Source organism: Candidatus Nitrotoga sp. BS (assembly GCF_927797785.1).
GTDB lineage: Bacteria > Pseudomonadota > Gammaproteobacteria > Burkholderiales > Gallionellaceae > Nitrotoga.
In genome coordinates this window covers 1-16,626 of the sequence record NZ_CAKMLL010000080.1, presented here as the reverse complement: position 1 = coordinate 16,626, position 16,626 = coordinate 1, and the positions used below count along the sequence as shown (strand labels likewise).

Here is a 16,626-nt window from a genome sequence, read left to right as displayed (position 1 = left end):
AAATGAGACAGGCACCATTGTTATTAGTTCCGTTAATTACAGTTCACTACACTAGGTGGGGGAATTGTTTGCTAATATTATTAGCGTATATTTATGGTGGTGTGTTTCGTTCATATTTTAAAGTTGGTACATCAATACAAATTTAATTCAATTCTTTATTTTATGTCGCTCAATAACAGCTAATGAACGTAAGCTTTCCAGCACCTGATGTAAAACAATAGAATCACTATCTTGTTGAAACACCATATAAGCAGGCAACCGAAACTGCTTACTGTCAGGTACGAGATATATTGTTTGATTGTGAATTAAAGGGTTAGCTATGCGTGCAGGAATAAAACATGAGCCGCCATTGCTGATAATTAGCTGTACTCCGAGCCAGCCGATATTTACGACCTGGGGAGGGCGTTCCATACTCGGATAATAGTTATTATGCAGCTCATAGAATGCAGGTCCCCAGTCCACATAGATGTAATCTTCATTTGGCCAAGGCTTATCCAGGTCGGTGGTCACTAACACCAGTGTTTCATCAAATAAATACTCAATCTGAAGGCCAGAGCTTTGTTGCGGAGTGTACATCATACTCACATCCAGGCGGCCTTCGATGAGCCCGCGAATTAAATCATCTTCAAAGCCAATTTCGCTACGAATACAAATATCCGGCGCTAGAGTACGCAATTCGCCAATCCACCGGGGCAACAATTCGTCCCACAAGGCGATCCGAGCTCCTACACTAATGCTGGCCTGGAAGCGATTAGGTAACTTAATGTCATGCCGCGCTTGTTCCAGCGTTAATAACAAGGATTTTGCATGACGAAAAAAACGTTGCCCTGAGAGAGTTAATTGTGCTCCGGAGCGATCACGCACAAATAGGGTGACACCAAGATAGGCCTCCAATCTTTGTATGCGTGCGCTGACAGTTGATTGGGTAACATGAAGTCTATTTGCAGCTTCAACAAAGCTATTATTGGCGACTACACCCAAAAAAGTTCTAATCTGATCCATGTCCATAAAACAAGTATCGGATATGTCGATACTAAAGTCCAATTAAAATCGTTTGTCGATACCACACTCATAATATAAATTACATTGAGCTTGCGGGTACCTCTAAAAATAAAAATTAAAGAGCTCAATCTGGGGTATTCAGGTTTGTAAATAATAAATCAAACTGGAATGCCATAACGATTTTGGTAAAACATATATTGGCGGTTGACAAAAACAGTATAGGTTTTAATGAGATTGCTACAGAGCTTAATATGGATGTCGAGGAATAGGGCTTGTAATTAATCGTAACTAAATAAATATATTAATAAATTATTTTTCGCTTACAACCGAAAGGCCAAAAAAATGATCACTAAGTCATCCGTAATTCTAGGCTTAATCGCCACCCTAATATTGAGTGGATGTCATTCTCAGGCAGAAATTGAGACGCATAAAGAAATGCCAAAATATGGGGCAACTACACCGATTCGTGAAAACACTTTCGTCATGAAAGATTATGTCTGTCAGATTCATGCCATTAGGCATATTGAAGTCCGCTCTTTGGAAAAGGGCTACTTACAGGATATTTTTGTGGATGAAGGGCAATTGATAAAAAAGGGACAGCCTATGTTCAAAATCATGCCCAATATCTATCAGGCAGAACTACTAAAAGCGGAAGCCGAAGCGCAAAATATGAACATCGAATACCTTAATACCCAAGGTTTGGCTGATGAGAATATCGTATCGGGCAATGAGTTGGCTTTGGCAAAAGCAAAATTAGCTAAGGCTAAGGCGGAAGTGAAAATGGCGGAAACCCGCTTGGGTTTCACTGATATTAAAGCACCTTTCGACGGAATTATGGATCATTTGGTTGTTAGGGTCGGCAGTCTTCTCGATGAAGGTGCGTTGTTGACGACATTGTCTGACACCAGCCAATTGTGGGTCTATTTCAACGTCCCAGAAGCCCAATACCTGGATTTTAAGGCGCAGAAGAGAGACAAAATCGGTGAAACCGTGAAGCTAAAAATGGCAGATGGCGAGATTTTCAATCAAACGGGTGTCATTGAGACAATTGTAGGTGATTTTAATAACACTTCCGGTAATATCCAATTCCGCGCCTTGTTCGCCAACCCGGACAAAATTCTCAGGCACGGTGAAACAGGAACAATCCAAATGGCCAAGCCTTACCCCAACGCCATGCTCATCCCCCAAAAAGCGACCTTCGAAATTATGGATAAAACTTATGTCTACGTCGTCAACAAAGAAGAAAAAGTGGAGCAAAGACTTATCCATATAGATGCTGAATTGCCACAAATGTTTATTGTTAAAGATGGTCTGAATGATGGTGACAGGGTTTTGCTCGAGGGTATACGCAAAGTACGACCCGGAGAGAAGGTGCAGATCGATTTAAGGCCACCCCAAAAGGTTCGCTCAGATTTGATGAAGATGTTTACCGAGTAACCTTTTAGCCAGGATTAAGCAATGTTTAATATTTTTCTCAAAAGACCTGTGATGGCGATAGTGTTATCACTGTTGTTCTTATTTATGGGGATTTTGGCAATGAAAACATTGCCCATTTCCCAGTTTCCAGATATCGCGCCACCGCGGGTCACGGTTTCGATATCGTTTCCCGGCTCCAGCGCCGATGTACTGGTGAAATCGTCCCTGATTATGTTAGAACGCGCTATCAATGGCGTGCCCGGCATGAGATACATCACTTCGGATGCAACCAGCGCCGGCGAAGCGACCATTCAAGTGTATTTCAATTTAGGTGTCGATCCCAATATTGCGATGGTTAACGTGAAGACGCGCGTGGATCAGATGATGAGCAGACTGCCCGTACTCGTGCAGTTGGAAGGTGTGATCGTGAATTTCGTCCAGCCTAGCATGCTCATGTATGTAAACCTCTTCAGCAAAGATAAAAATGCCGATCAGAAGCTTTTATTTAATTATGCCTATGTCAATGTTATTCCTGAAATTCAGCGTATTACTGGAATTGCTCAAGCAACCATATTGGGTGCCCGTCAATATGCGATGCGAGTTTGGCTGAATCCGGAACGGATGCGGGCCTATAGCATCTCGTCAGAAGAGGTGATGGAGGCACTCGCGAGTCAAAGCATTATCGGACGTCCTGGTCGACTGGGCCAAAGCACAGGCATGTCCGCCCAGTCAAAAGAATATGTTCTTGTATATAAAGGACGTTTAACCAAGCCTGAAGAATATGAAGACATTATTATCCGGTCTACCCCGGCAGGCGAGATTCTGCGTATTAAAGACGTTGCCACTGTCAATCTAAACAGCGAGTTTTATAATATTTTCTCTGATAAAGACGGGTTCCCTTCGGCGTCCATCGTGCTTAAGCAAAACTACGGCACTAATGCACAAGTGGTCATAGAAAATGTGAAGATAAAACTGGAAGAATTGAAAAAATCCTTCCCGGAGGGCATGGAATACGAAATTAATTACGATGTGTCGCATTTCGTCGATGCATCCATCGAACAAGTACTGCACACCTTGGTGGAAGCCTTCATTCTAGTCTCCTTGGTGGTTTTTATTTTCCTTGGCGACTGGCGTTCTACCTTGATCCCCGTCCTCGCGGTACCGGTTTCGCTGGTCGCGGCATTCGCTGTTATGTCTGCGTTCGGGCTTTCCATCAACCTCATCACCTTGTTTGCCTTAGTCTTGGCTATCGGTATTGTGGTGGATGATGCCATTGTGGTGGTGGAGGCTGTGCATGCGAAAATGGCAGCTGAACATTGCAGCCCTTATGTAGCCTCCCGAAAAGTATTGGGGGAAATCGGTGGCGCCATTGTAGCGATTACGCTGGTCATGGTGTCGGTGTTTATCCCTATCGCATTTATGCCGGGACCGGTTGGAGTGTTTTATAGACAATTCGCTATCGCTATGGCGTCGTCGATCACTATTTCAGCAATCGTAGCTTTATCGCTCACCCCGGTACTGTGCGCCATGCTACTTAAAAACACCCATGGTCAGCCGAAAAGGAAAACCCCGATCAATTTTTTCCTCGATGGCTTTAACTCTGTTTTTGAAAAGATCACTGGGCGCTACATCAAATTGCTGAATGTCATTGTCACCCGGCGCCTTGTCACGGTTTTGGTATTGGCCGGATTTGGCTTCGGCATTTTTGCGCTCGATAAAACTTTACCCACCGGATTTATTCCTGGCGAAGACCAAGGCATGATTTATGCGATTATCCAAACTCCGCCCGGCTCAACTATCGAAGTGACCAATAGAGTGGCACGGCAATTGGAGCTGATAGCCGCAAAAATCGAAGGCGTGAAATCGATTTCTTCCTTAGCCGGCTACGAAATACTCACCGAAGGCCGCGGGTCGAATGCAGGGACCGTTATTATCAACCTGGCAGATTGGTCGAAACGTAAACATACGGTTACGGATGTTATCCACGAGTTGGAAGAAAAAGCTCATGACTTAGGCGCGATCATCGAGTTTTTTCAACCTCCGGCAGTGCCGGGATACGGTGCGGCATCGGGTTTGGCGTTTCGACTATTGGACAAGACATTAGACACTGATTACTTCGAGTTCGATAAAATTAACCAAACGTTTATGGATGCGATGCGTAAACGTAAGGAGCTGACTGGCTTGTTTACCTTTTATGCTGCCAATTATCCGCAATATGAGCTGGTTATCGACAATAAACTTGCCATGCAAAAAGGGGTTTCCATCGAAAAAGCGATGAGTCACCTGGACATTATGATTGGCAGCACCTATGAACAGGGATTTATTCGTTTCAATAATTTTTTCAAAGTCTACACCCAGGCCTTGCCGGAATTCCGGCGTTCCCCTGAGGATGTGTTGAAATACTTTGTGAAAAATGATAAAGGCGAGATGGTGCCGTACTCAGCCTTTATGACTATGGTGAAAAAGCAGGGGCCTAACGAGATCACGCGTTATAACCTCTATAACTCGGCTGCGATTCGTGCCGAGCCCGCCAGCGGTTATACCACTGGCGCGGCCATCAAGGCCATCGAAGAGGTTGCGAAAGCCACTTTGCCGCACGGTTTTGAAGTTGCCTGGGAAGGCTTGACCTTTGACGAAGCCCTCCGGGGCAATGAAGCACTGCTGATCTTCGCGGTCGTTATCATGTTTGTCTACCTGGTGCTAGCCGCACAATACGAAAGCTTTGTTTTGCCCTTGGTTGTGCTTTGCTCGCTGCCCCCCGGCATTTTCGGTGCTTTCTTATTATTAAAAGGGTTAGGGCTTGCCAATGATGTCTATTCCCAACTGGGAATGGTGATGTTAATTGGCTTGCTCGGCAAAAACGCGGTATTGATTGTCGAGTTTGCAACTCAGAAGCAAACCCAGGGCATGTCGGTTCTAGAAGCGACGATTGCGGGTGCGAAAGAGCGTTTTCGGCCGATTTTGATGACCTCATTCGCCTTTATAGCCGGGTTGATACCCCTAGCGATGGCAACGGGGGCGGGAGCAGTCGGCAACAGGACGATTGGTACCTCAGCCCTAGGTGGGATGCTATTCGGTACCGTATTTGGTGTCCTCATTATTCCAGGGCTTTATTATATTTTTGCCAAAATGATAGAAGGTAAAAAATTAATTCAACATGAAGACCTTGATCCTTTAACCGAAACTTATCATTACGGCCCAAATGACAATGAAAAATAAAAGATTTCAGCTTATTGCTTTAGGCGTGCTGGGACTGATGTTGCAAGCCTGTGGCACTCCTGAGTTAATAATCAAAAAAGAAGATACGCGTCTTCCTACTGCTTTTAAACTGGGCGATTCGGAAAAGACCAATACGGCGAGTATCAAATGGAAAGATTTTTTCGATGACCCTAATTTATTAAGTTTGCTAGACGTAGCTGTTGTTAATAATAAAGAAATTAATATCATGATGCAGCGCATCAGCGTTGCACAGAATGAAATTCAAGCGCGTAGAGGCGAATATTTGCCATTTGTAAATATTGGCGCTGATGCAGGCGGGGACAGAGTCGGCGAGTTTACGCGCAAAGGCGCTGTTGAAGCCGGTCTGCCATTAGCCAATGGAAAGCCCTTCCCTACGTATTTTGGCGATTTTCGATTTGGGCTGTTTTCAACCTGGGAGATAGATGTATGGAAAAAACTGCGGAATGCGAAACAGGTGGCTGTGCTGGAGTATATGGCATCAAAAGAAGGTAAAAATTTTTTAGTGACCAATCTGGTTGCTGAAGTTGCCCATTCTTACTATGAATTACTTAGTTTAGATAACCAACTTAGCAATTTAGAGCAAAATATTAGTATCCAGAAAAATGGTTTGGAGATGGTCAAGCAACTAATGTTTTATGGAAGAACAACTGCACTTGCGGTGAGACGTTATGAAGCAGAAGTAGCAAAAAATAAAAGTAAATTATACGAAATAAATCAAAATATTACTGTTGTTGAAAATCGAATAAACTTCCTGTTAGGGAGAACGTCACAGCCTATTCAGCGTGCCTCTAGTGGTTTTATGGATCTTAAATCCAAAGTGCTTAAGGCAGGCATTCCCTCACAATTGCTACAAAACAGGCCTGATATCAGGCAAGCGGAGCTTGAACTAGCGGCAGCGGCACTAAACATAAATGTGGCTAGGGCAAATTTCTATCCATCCTTTAGCATAAACGCCGGAATAGGGTATGAGGCTTTCGCACTTAAATACTTGGTCAATACGCCAGCGTCATTGGCGGCCAACCTCGCCGGAGGGTTAGTGGCTCCGCTGGTCAATAAGAACGCTATCCAAGCGCAATACAAAAATGCCAATGCCAGGCAAATTCAGGCAGCTTATGAGTATGAGCAAAGCATTATCAAAGCTTATACTGAAGTAGCGAATCAAATTTCAAACATCGATAACCTTGACAAAAACTATCAGCTTAAGACAAGCCAAGTGGAAGCGCTTACTCGATCAATTGAGGTCGCTAACCAGCTGTTCAAATCTGCCCGTGTCGACTACCTTGATGTGTTATTAGCACAAAGGGATACCTTGGATGCCAAAAAAGATTTAATTGAAACGAAAAAAAAGCAAATTGACGCAATGGTGGATCTTTATAAATCACTTGGTGGAGGTTGGCAGTAGTTGGATGAGCGGAAGGAGTAGTTCAAAAATAGAGTACATAGTTCTGAACTATAACTGAATTAGAGCGACAATCATGCCGCCGTGGCACTTAACAACGCAAAGAAAAATTGTTTCAAGGAGCCGTAAACTAGGGTAGCGCCGTTCCGCTGCATGAAGTAAGGCTAACCTCTTAACTCGATGCATATTGTCCTGTCGGATGGAGCCGCTGTAGGCTGTATGCGTCCCTCAATGCGAGGGTTCCTACATAATGCTGGCGTGGAAGCGACTAGGCAACCTAATTGTCATGTCGAGCTTGTTTCAGTGTTAATCAAAAGGATTTAGCATGACGATAAAACCGTTGCCTTGGGAGTGTTAATTGCGCACCGAAGCGATCACGCACAAATAGGGTACACCAAGATAGACCTCCAATCGTTGTATGCGTGCGCTGCCAGTTGATTGGATAACATGCAGTCTATTTTGTAGCTTCAACTAAGCTATTATTAGCGACTACACCCAAAAAAATCTAATCTGATCTATGTCCATAGAGTTAGTATCGGATATGTCGATACTAACGTCCATTAAAAATCGTTTGTCTAATACCACGCTACTAATTTACAGTCACAGTCGTGAATATAAATTGTTGTTAGGTAAGTAGCAGATGAATTCAAATAATTCTATTTTTAATGAACAAGAAGTACTTCATGAATTGAAGCACTTCTTGCCTAGTCAGGCTCCGCTAAAAGATTTTATTCATCACAATACATTACATGCATTTCAGAATTATAAATTCTATGATGGTATTCGCCATGCATCCAAGATGTTTGGTTATTTTGTCTCACTTCAGTTAGAAGATTATAGATCGCTCTACATATCTAAGCGTATCCGGGAAGATATTCTAAAAAGAATTATTGCTGAGCAAAAAGGGTTAGAGCATGCAAATGAGTGGATGCACAATGTGCTCAGTAAGAAATATGTCACATCCATCTCATCAAGAATCGGTTTACTAAGATTAAATTGGAAAAAACAATACCATGTAGATCTTGATTTATCTGTCCATCCACTTCTTTTCAGGATTCTTTGCAGTTATCTCGATCAGGGAATTTCAATATGGGGCTTCCCTGTTGGAAATAAAGGCTTTCTTTCTTCTATAAGAGAAATTGAAGCGAACAGTTTTACAAGTTTTTTTAAAGGAAATAGAGCAAAAAAACTTCTCCTTACGGGCAATTGTAAAATTGAAGATTTGTTAAAAATTCTTGTAGGTGACGAATCACTGTACAAGCAATATTTATATGATCAGCAATTTTCTCATCCAGGTTGGTCAGGTATGGTATCTACCATTGAGGATCAACCGCAGACTCTGTTAAACCCAAAAAAAATATCAATTCATGATTTAGTTGTTTTTGAGCTCTTATTAGAGATCGATACACTTGATGCCCAATTTGAAGAAGGTTGGTTGCCAATTAGTAGCGATTTAAAAAACAGGCCTGTAGAACTTTTTGATGAAATTCCAAAAACGGAATTGGATGAGGTTCTTTCAATTTGGCAAGATGCTTTTGAATGGTCATATTATGATCCAGTGCTTGCCGCTATTCAATTGCAAAAAAAGAAAATGGAAACAGCTCCATTCCACAAAAGTTTTCAGGTGTTTACATGTATCGACGATAGGGAGCTTTCGTTCCGTCGTTACCTTGAAAGAACTGACTCCGAATGCGAAACTTTTGCAACACCTGGATTCTTTGGTGTTGAATTTTTTTTTCAACCTGAGCATGGACAATCCTATACAAAATGTTGCCCTGCTCCAATTACACCAAAGTATTTAATTAAGGAAACAGATACTAAAAAAAAGCGGAAGAAAGAGGCACACCTTTCCAAATTATCACATTCTCTTTTTTCAGGTTCGCTGATTTCTCAAACACTGGGATTACTGTCAGGATTTAAACTTGCTCTGAATATTTTTTGGCCTTCCGCGATGCCTGCTATGGCCTCACCGATTGCACATATGGATAAGCTTTCGAAGCTTACTATTGAAAACAAAAATGTGAACCATAGGGAAAACGATTTACAAGTAGGATTTACAATCGAGGAAATGGTTCAAAGAGTAGAAACAATTTTAACAAGTATTGGACTTGTAAAAAATTTCGCATCAATTGTATATATTGTTGGACATGGTGCAACCAGTATAAATAATCCTCATTATTGTGCTTATGACTGTGGAGCCTGTGGAGGTAGGCCTGGTTCAGTAAATGCGAGAGTATTTTGTTTTATGGCTAATCACCCTGAAGTTAGAGAGGTGTTGAGTTCAAGAGGGCTAGTAATTCCAATAGAAACACAATTCCTGGGCGCTCTTCATGACACTACTCGTGATGAAATCACTTATTTCGATGAGGACTTACTTTCTCCTGTAAATTTGACAAATCACCAAAAAAATATCCCCGTTTTTGTCAAAGCCTTAGATTTAAACTCAAAAGAAAGATCGAGAAGGTTAGTGTCAATTGATACTCATTTGAGCGCTGAAAAAATTCATAAGGAAATTCTTAAGAGGTCAGTTTCATTATTCGAGCCTCGACAAGAACTAAATCATTCAACTAACGCAACTTGCTTTGTCGGTAGACGAGATCTAACAAAGGACATCTATCTAGACAGGCGCTCATCAATGAGTTCTTACGACTACAGAATAGATCCTGAAGGAAAATATTTATTTAATGTTATGAAACCTATTGCACCGGTGATGGGGGGAATCAGTCTCGAATACTTTTTCTCGCGTGTTGACAATTGTAAATTGGGTGCGGGAACCAAACTTCCACATAATGTTATGGGACTTATTGGCGTTGCTAACGGCAGTGATGGCGACCTAAGACCAGGTCTCCCAAGTCAAATGATTGAAGTTCATGATCCTATTCGTCTCCTTGTGATTGTTGAACACTTTCCTGAAGTCGTATTGGGAGCCATTAATCAGCAACCAGCGACTTATGAGTTTTATATAAATGAGTGGGTTCGGCTAGTTGCAGTAAATCCAGAGACGCGCGAGATTTTTTTATTTAAAGATGGTGGCTTCTCTGTTTACCGCCCATTAACACGAGCTCTTGGTTCTATATCAGATGTTATTACTTTAATCGAAACAGTTAAAGCAGCAGAATCTCTTCATATAGTTGAAGCCACAAAAGAGAATTTGCCAGTCTACTTAATGGATTAAGGTTCTAAAATGACTCTGCTACTCACATCAATGCTTCAATTTTTTATACTCTTACCATTTTTGGGATTTGTTTTTAGTCTGTTTATCCCAGCTAAAATGGAAAATGCAGTATCGCGGACTGTCCTTTTTACTGTGGGTTTGCATTTAATTCTTTCTTGGGTATTCCTGATTATATGGATACTTAATAATCACCCAACACTTGAGAAAAGCGAAATTGTTCTTTTTAAAACAAAGGATTATCAATTTTTAATTTCTTTCTATTTTGATAAGATTAGTGCCGTTTACTTATTTGTTGGTTCTGCTCTCACATTCCTGGTGACACAATACTGCCGTTGGTATCTTCATCGAGAAGATGGTTACAAGCGTTTTTTCAACGTCATTCTTTTCTTTTATATTGGTTATAACTTAATAATATTTTCAGGAAATTTCGAAACTCTTTTCGTTGGCTGGGAGATACTCGGTTTTTCTTCATTTTTATTGATTGGTTTTTACAGACATAGATACTTGCCTGTAAAAAATGCGCTCAAGGTCTTTACAGTGTTTCGTATTGCCGATATGAGTTTACTCATTGCCATGTGGATGAGTCATGCTTTTTGGCATAAAAATGTTAATTTTTCAGAATTTGCTGATAATCAATTTATTATTGAAAATCTTGAAAACCATCCTGTTCTTGGTGTTTTAATATCCCTAATGATATTACTTGCCGCCGCAGTAAAATCAGGTCAGCTTCCTTTTTCTTCCTGGGTTCCAAGAGCAATGGAAGGTCCTACCCCATCCAGTGCAATTTTTTACGGATCGCTTTCAGTTCATTTAGGTGCATTTCTTTTATTACGAACTTTTCCTTTTTGGGAACACCTTAATTTCATAGTAATAACTGTAGTAACTTTAGGTTTATTTACCAGCATTATTGCTACTGGAATTGCACGAGTCCAATCATCCGTTAAAACGCAAATTGCCTATTCCTCGATTGCTCAAATTGGACTCATTTTTATTGAAATTGCTTTAGGTTTTCACATCCTTGCTTTAATACATTTTGCCGGCAACGCCTTTTTAAGAACCTATCAACTATTAGTTTCGCCTTCGGTAGTAAGCTATATGATTCGCGAGCAATTTTATAATTTTATTCCACGTCATTATATTGATAAGAAGTCAGCTTTCAAAAAACTTGACTATTCAATATATTTGTTATGTCTCAAAGAGTTCAATCTGGATGGCTTCGTATATCGTTTTTTTTGGAATCCTTTGAAGTGGGTTGGCAGAAAATTAAATTATTTCTCAGGAATTGAAATTGTTATTTTCTTTGTTGCAACATATCTTATTGGTCTAATCTGCTTATTCAATCAAGAGCTAATACCAGAAGAAGTATACAAATACTTACCTGAACTTTTTGCATTGTTTGGTTTGCTAATGGTGCTCAAGGCATTTGCAGAAAGAAAAAGTGCTCTGCTAAGTTTGGGCTTGGTAATTACCATGCATCTATATCGGACACTCGCCATATCATTAAATGGCCATATAAACACCAATGAAATTATTTTGTATTTAAGTGGCGTAATTATTTCAGGGGTCGTAGGCTACGTTTGTCTGAATGAGCTCAAATCTCTCGAACACAACATCACTTTAGATCAGTTTTTAGGTCACTCTGCCGAGTATCCTACATTGTCTTTTATTTTTTTATTAGCTTGTTTAGGCCTAATGGCATTCCCAATGACTCCAACTTTTATTGGAGTAGAGATAATATTTTCTCATATTCATGAAGATCAGGCTGGCCTGGTATTTTTAGCTGCCTTGAGTTACGTAGTAACGGGGCTTTCATTGATCCGGATATACGCTCGTATTTTTCTAGGGCCTCATGTAAAAACTTATCATGCTCATCCGAATAGATCTTCTTAATTAGAAATTGAATGGGAATTCAAACACATTAGCCAACAATTGATTGACTATTAAATTATAAAAAGCAATGCACGCAGTCTTGTTCCATCCAAACCATGGTGGGCATGATAAATATAGGGGCACAAATCGATATTGCTAATAAAAAAACGAGAAATTTGTTGCATTGGTTGAACAGTTCGATGTTCTCTCGAACCAAATATAAAAATATAAGGCAGCATTTACAGGAGAAAGTCCCTGTCATATTTGGCAAAGCAAATATTTTCAAGCGTAAGGATGTGTTACTGGATGCAGCCACGGTACTTCAAATTTATAAACTTAAAGAGGCCAGCACATTATGCTTGACGATAAACCGACGGATATATTCGACAAGCTGTTTGTACCGCCAGTAGCAACTAATATAATCATAAAACCACTATAAAGCCGGAAATTTCTGCCCAACAATAGGAGCAACAAACCATGAGTCGCATTCAATCATCTCTTCCCAAAGAGGGTATAGCCGGTTTAAAAGAAAATTTTCGATTTGATTTTATTTCAGGATTTCTTGTATTCATGTTAGCGTTACCTCTCAGCTTAGGTATCGCAAAAGCCAGTGGGTTTCCGTCTGCAATGGGTGTTCTCACAGCCATGATTGGAGGCTTGTTCGTCAGTTTTTTTGCCGGCTCACGCTTGACCATCAAAGGTCCTGCTGCTGGTTTAATAACAATCTGTGCGGGATGTGTAGCCGAATTAGGAGGTGGCCCGGAAGGGTGGCATCTAGCTCTTGGCGCCATTGTAGTAGCTTCCTGGATTCAAATCGTTTTAGGTTTCTTGAAAGCCGGTTCGCTCAGTGATTTTTTTCCACACTCGGCAGTTCATGGGATGTTGGCTGCCATCGGAATAATCATCTTTGCTAAACAAATCCCTATCCTGCTGGGTATTGACCCTTCCACATTAAAAGGAATAAGTCCAATTGGACTTTTGGAACGCATTCCTGATTTTGTAATGAATGCCAATCAACCGGTTGCATTAATTGGCATTATCAGTTTGATCGTTTTATTTGGTATGCCAAAAATAAAAATCAATTTCTTGCAAAAAATTCCAGCACCGATGATTGTTCTGTTAATAGCTATTCCAGCGGCTTTTATCTTGAACTTCAATACAACTCAACCGGCTTATGCCCTTGTTCATATCGGCGACTTTTGGGGTTCAATTGGATACAACGCCGACTTCTCTGCAATAACTAGTTTTGTATTCTGGAAATATGTATTCATGTTCCTTGTCGTGGGTAGCCTGGAGTCTCTACTCACAGTAAAAGCTGTTGACGGATTGGACCCCTGGAAGCGTCAGTCTGATTACAACAAAGACTTGGTTGCCGTCGGAGCAGGTAATGCAGTTTCGGGACTATTGGGTGGACTTCCGATGATATCTGAAGTTGCACGTAGTTCGGCTAACGTACGCTTTGGTGGCCGAACAATTTGGGCTAATTTCTTTCATGGCTTCTTTTTGTTGATGGCCATGCTACTGATGATTCCAGTGATTGAAATGATTCCCAATGCCGCGCTGGCAGCGATGTTGATATTTGTTGGCTACGTACTTGCTTCACCTACGTTATTCTACAAAACTTACAAAATCGGTAGTGAACAATTAGTGATCTTTCTAGTAACCATTGTCGCGACTGTCACTACTGATTTACTTATAGGGATAGCTTCAGGCATCATCGCTAAATTTTTCTTCCATATTGTAAATGGGGCTCCGCTCCGAAGCATATTCAAAGCTCGTTACATATTGAAAGAAAATGAAAATGAGTATAATTTAACTGTTCAAGATTCTGCGATATTCTCTAATTTGATGGACTTTAAGAAAATGTTCAATCAATTTAATGCTGGAAAAAAAGTGAGGCTAGATTTTTCCAATGTCAAACTAGTTGACCATACGTTCATGGAATTCCTTAAACACTTTGAAGACCAATATACTCACTCCGGTGGCACGGTAATAGTTAGAGGCTTTGAACGATTCCAGGCTTTTTCTAATCACCCGCTTGCAGGCAGAAAAGTAAGCAAAGAATATGAACCCCTTGAAGAAGAATTGACTCCAGTCAGAGGACCGCTAATTGTCAATGGTTTCGGGCGGGTACAGCTGGCATTGTTGTTTGGGATGCTATGCGCTCTGCCACTATTGATTGTCGGAATGAGCAAGACAGAACAGGATCAAAAAGTTGTTCAGCAGGATCGCACTATTCCGCTCGAACAAGTGGCGCATATAGAATTGCTATTACTGGAAAACCGGCTTGCAATCGCGACTACTCTGGTAACACCGACGCCCGAGGTAATTAGCCTCAATACCGCACAGATAGAAGATAATATTGAGGAAATACGTAAAACATGGGAGGCCTACATGACTAACCATCTCTCACCCGCTGAAAGAACACTGGCTGAGAGGTTTGCCGCAAACCGCAATAGGTTTATCAACGAAGGCCTGCGGCCAGTATTAATCGCGTTACGTGAACATAATGTTAAAGAAGCGAGCAAGATCGTTGTACGAAAAGTTCGTCCGCTCTATATGCCTGTTGGGGAAGATATACACGCACTCGTTAAACTACAACAGGCAGACTTTTTGGCTCATCAAAAAAAAAAATAGACTTGACCTTACTGTGTGATAAAAAAATGTTACCCGCCAGTTTTGCGGCTAGCTGTTGGAAGCAAATGCTATTGTAAATGGCGGTGTAATAGTGATTCAGATAGCGGCATAGTGGCTACCAAGTAAGCGGTAAGAACCGTACTCGAAGGGCGAACCACCTATTGTGCAGCTATAGTAACCAATATCGCGGCACCCCCCTGTGGCAATCTAGCTGCCGAAGATTCATTGCCCAGTGTTGGAGCCCTGTTCTAGGTGATATAGCTGTTGTACCTACTCGTTGATTGAGGGCAGGCGAGAGCCAGACTTCTGCTCTACCCGAAATCTCTTGACCCCAAAATCCCTCCGGTAGCGCAACAGTTGGGCTAAGTTTAGCCATCGTTCGGTGCAAGGCGAATTTTGCCTGACACAGAGGGCTGATAACACGGGGCTTGCAGAAATTTTCATGTTGGATTTTCCCTCTCGATTACGCGAAGACCATTTTATTAAGACTTTAACAACCAAGGAACTAAACATGAAAATTTCTAAATATTTATGGACGGTTACTGCCGTTTTAGGTACGGGTGTACCATCTGGCGCCCTTGCCTTGGATCTTTATATGGATACCAAAACCGCGCAGATTTATGCGGAACCTGGTCCCAATCGGATATTCATGGGCGCTTTCGATAAATCTCAGGAGGCTCCTGCAAAATCAGCTGATAACTCAAATAAATCATTCAAAGCGGAAATTGCGGCCATTCATGAAGATATGGCATTAAAAACTCAAGAAATAAAAGCTTTAAAAGAAAGCTCGGCAGAGGCAGCACTCATTAAAACAAAACTTGGGGACAATGGTCTGGAAATTGAGACCAAGGATGGTGATTTTAAAATGGCCATCGGAGGAGATTTGCAAATTGATGGGCAAATAAATAAAAACGGGCATAACATCCCGCAAAGTGCACAACTGGATGACGGAGCGGGTCTGCGTCGAGGTCGTATTCATATGCAGGGAACGTTATATAAAGATTTCAATTTCAAGTATGAATATGATTTTGTGCGCGGTACCGGCACCACCGCTGCCGGTATAACTGATGCCTACGTTGAGTATACAGGCTTCAATCCAGTCAGCTTTACGGTTGGCCAATTCAGAGAACCGTTCAGTTTAGAGTCTGTAACCAGTTACAAATATCTAACCTTTCTCGAACGTTCTGCTCCCAATAACGCTTTCGTGGAATTTGCCAATGCATTTCTTATGGGTATCAGCGCTCAAACCTTTGGAGAAAGATACACTGTGCGTGGCGCCTTCCAGGCAGAACCCATCGGTAATGGTAGCTTTGCTAGCAATACCTCTTTAAATAGCAATGGAAATGCCAACCGTAACAGCCAGAGTGGTAACCCCAGTCATGGGGTTACTGGTCGTGCCACTTTCCTGCCGATTTATAACAGCGAGACTCAACTGCTGCATTTAGGTGCCTCGGGCTCCTATCGTAAAGTTAATAATACTAGTAACGGCGTTGCAGCAATGTCATTCGCTAGTAATATCGGCAGCATAGACCGTAGTAACTGGGCAAATACTGGAAACTTGACAGATCCTGCCTCAGTACTAACAAACAGAAGAGTACTAAAAGATTACTCTCGTGTGAGTGCTGAGATAGCGGGTGTATACGGCCCTGCTTCGTTCCAGGGTGAATACATGCGCACTCAACTTTACGGGCAAAATTATAATTCAAACGATCATCTGGACGGCTATTATGCTTTTGCCAGTTACTTTCTGACGGGTGAGTCACGAAAATATGACTCCAAGAAGGGGGCATTTGGTCTTACGAAACCTAAAAGTAATTTTGACTTCAAAAATGGTGCGCGGATTCAACAACGAAGTGCAACTTTTTCTAACAGAATGATGGGGCGAGAT

The 16,626-nt window shown here is 41.5% G+C and carries 8 protein-coding genes; 7 read left to right on the top strand and 1 reads right to left on the bottom strand.

The annotated features are described in order from the left end of the window. Positions 1-147: 147 nt before the first annotated feature. On the bottom strand, positions 148-1,044 hold the full coding sequence (locus MJ769_RS10605; RefSeq protein ID WP_239237098.1) for a LysR family transcriptional regulator: 897 nt from the start codon (positions 1,042-1,044) through the stop codon (positions 148-150). Between the two features lie 300 nt (positions 1,045-1,344). On the opposite strand from MJ769_RS10605, the gene MJ769_RS10600 reads away from it, so the two are divergent. The 7 genes from MJ769_RS10600 to MJ769_RS10570 all read left to right on the top strand — a co-directional run. Further along, the gene (locus MJ769_RS10600; RefSeq protein WP_239237097.1) at positions 1,345-2,439 is read left to right on the top strand and encodes an efflux RND transporter periplasmic adaptor subunit; all 1,095 of its coding nucleotides are present in this window, start codon (positions 1,345-1,347) and stop codon (positions 2,437-2,439) included. A 21-nt stretch (positions 2,440-2,460) separates the two neighbouring features. Continuing rightward, positions 2,461-5,637 carry an efflux RND transporter permease subunit gene (locus tag MJ769_RS10595; protein ID WP_239237096.1) on the top strand — a complete coding sequence of 1,059 codons (3,177 nt, stop codon included), beginning with the start codon at positions 2,461-2,463 and terminating at the stop codon, positions 5,635-5,637. Further along, the gene (locus tag MJ769_RS10590; RefSeq protein ID WP_239237095.1) at positions 5,621-7,060 is read left to right on the top strand and encodes a TolC family protein; all 1,440 of its coding nucleotides are present in this window, start codon (positions 5,621-5,623) and stop codon (positions 7,058-7,060) included. The genes MJ769_RS10595 and MJ769_RS10590 overlap by 17 nt, the downstream gene beginning before the upstream one ends. A 637-nt stretch (positions 7,061-7,697) precedes the next feature. Beyond that, on the top strand, positions 7,698-10,232 hold the full coding sequence (locus tag MJ769_RS10585) for a YbcC family protein (protein WP_239237094.1): 2,535 nt from the start codon (positions 7,698-7,700) through the stop codon (positions 10,230-10,232). A gap of 9 nt (positions 10,233-10,241) precedes the next feature. Further along, positions 10,242-12,122: a proton-conducting transporter transmembrane domain-containing protein gene (locus MJ769_RS10580; RefSeq protein WP_239237093.1), complete on the top strand. Its 1,881-nt coding sequence runs from the start codon at positions 10,242-10,244 to the stop codon at positions 12,120-12,122. Between the two features lie 456 nt (positions 12,123-12,578). Then, positions 12,579-14,738, top strand: a complete 2,160-nt coding sequence (locus MJ769_RS10575; RefSeq protein ID WP_239237092.1) for a SulP family inorganic anion transporter — start codon at positions 12,579-12,581, stop codon at positions 14,736-14,738. A 511-nt stretch (positions 14,739-15,249) separates the two neighbouring features. Then, the coding region (locus tag MJ769_RS10570; RefSeq protein WP_239237091.1) for an OprO/OprP family phosphate-selective porin at positions 15,250-16,626 on the top strand (1,377 nt) is incomplete at its 3' end.

Bases quoted from the DNA above. Each gene is read 5' to 3' on its own strand.
- MJ769_RS10600 (WP_239237097.1), top strand. From the start codon at position 1,345: ATGATCACTAAGTCATCCGTAATTCTAGGCTTAATCGCCACCCTAATA.
- MJ769_RS10575 (WP_239237092.1), top strand. From the start codon at position 12,579: ATGAGTCGCATTCAATCATCTCTTCCCAAAGAGGGTATAGCCGGTTTA.
- MJ769_RS10585 (WP_239237094.1), top strand. From the start codon at position 7,698: ATGAATTCAAATAATTCTATTTTTAATGAACAAGAAGTACTTCATGAA.
- MJ769_RS10580 (WP_239237093.1), top strand. From the start codon at position 10,242: ATGACTCTGCTACTCACATCAATGCTTCAATTTTTTATACTCTTACCA.
- MJ769_RS10590 (WP_239237095.1), top strand. From the start codon at position 5,621: ATGACAATGAAAAATAAAAGATTTCAGCTTATTGCTTTAGGCGTGCTG.
- MJ769_RS10595 (WP_239237096.1), top strand. From the start codon at position 2,461: ATGTTTAATATTTTTCTCAAAAGACCTGTGATGGCGATAGTGTTATCA.